Here is a 279-nt window from a genome sequence, read left to right on the forward strand (position 1 = left end):
GCTGACCAGCGGGCTCTTCAAAAAGACATTCGGCACGCTGCGGTGAGCGTAGTCGGTGATGCCGAGCTGGCTGTCCAGCCAGTCCGACTGGCCAAACACCGCCTTGCCGTAATATTTGTCCTGATCCTCGATGTTGAGCGAAATGCGGGCGCCGATCTCCTTGGCGAAATTCTGGAACAGTTGCGCATAGCCCGGAATGTCGGAATAGCGCAGCGTCGTCAGCGTGATGTCGAAGCCGCTGGCGAGGCCCGCCGCATCCATGAGCTGCTTGGCCTTGGC

The 279-nt window shown here is 60.2% G+C and carries 1 pseudogene; it reads right to left on the reverse strand.

Going from position 1 to position 279, the window contains the following annotated elements:
• A pseudogene (locus EN857_RS34355) lies at positions 1-279 on the reverse strand (peptide ABC transporter substrate-binding protein); the annotation flags it as partial.

The sequence above is a fragment of the Mesorhizobium sp. M4B.F.Ca.ET.214.01.1.1 genome (assembly GCF_004791545.1).
Lineage (GTDB): Bacteria > Pseudomonadota > Alphaproteobacteria > Rhizobiales > Rhizobiaceae > Mesorhizobium > Mesorhizobium abyssinicae.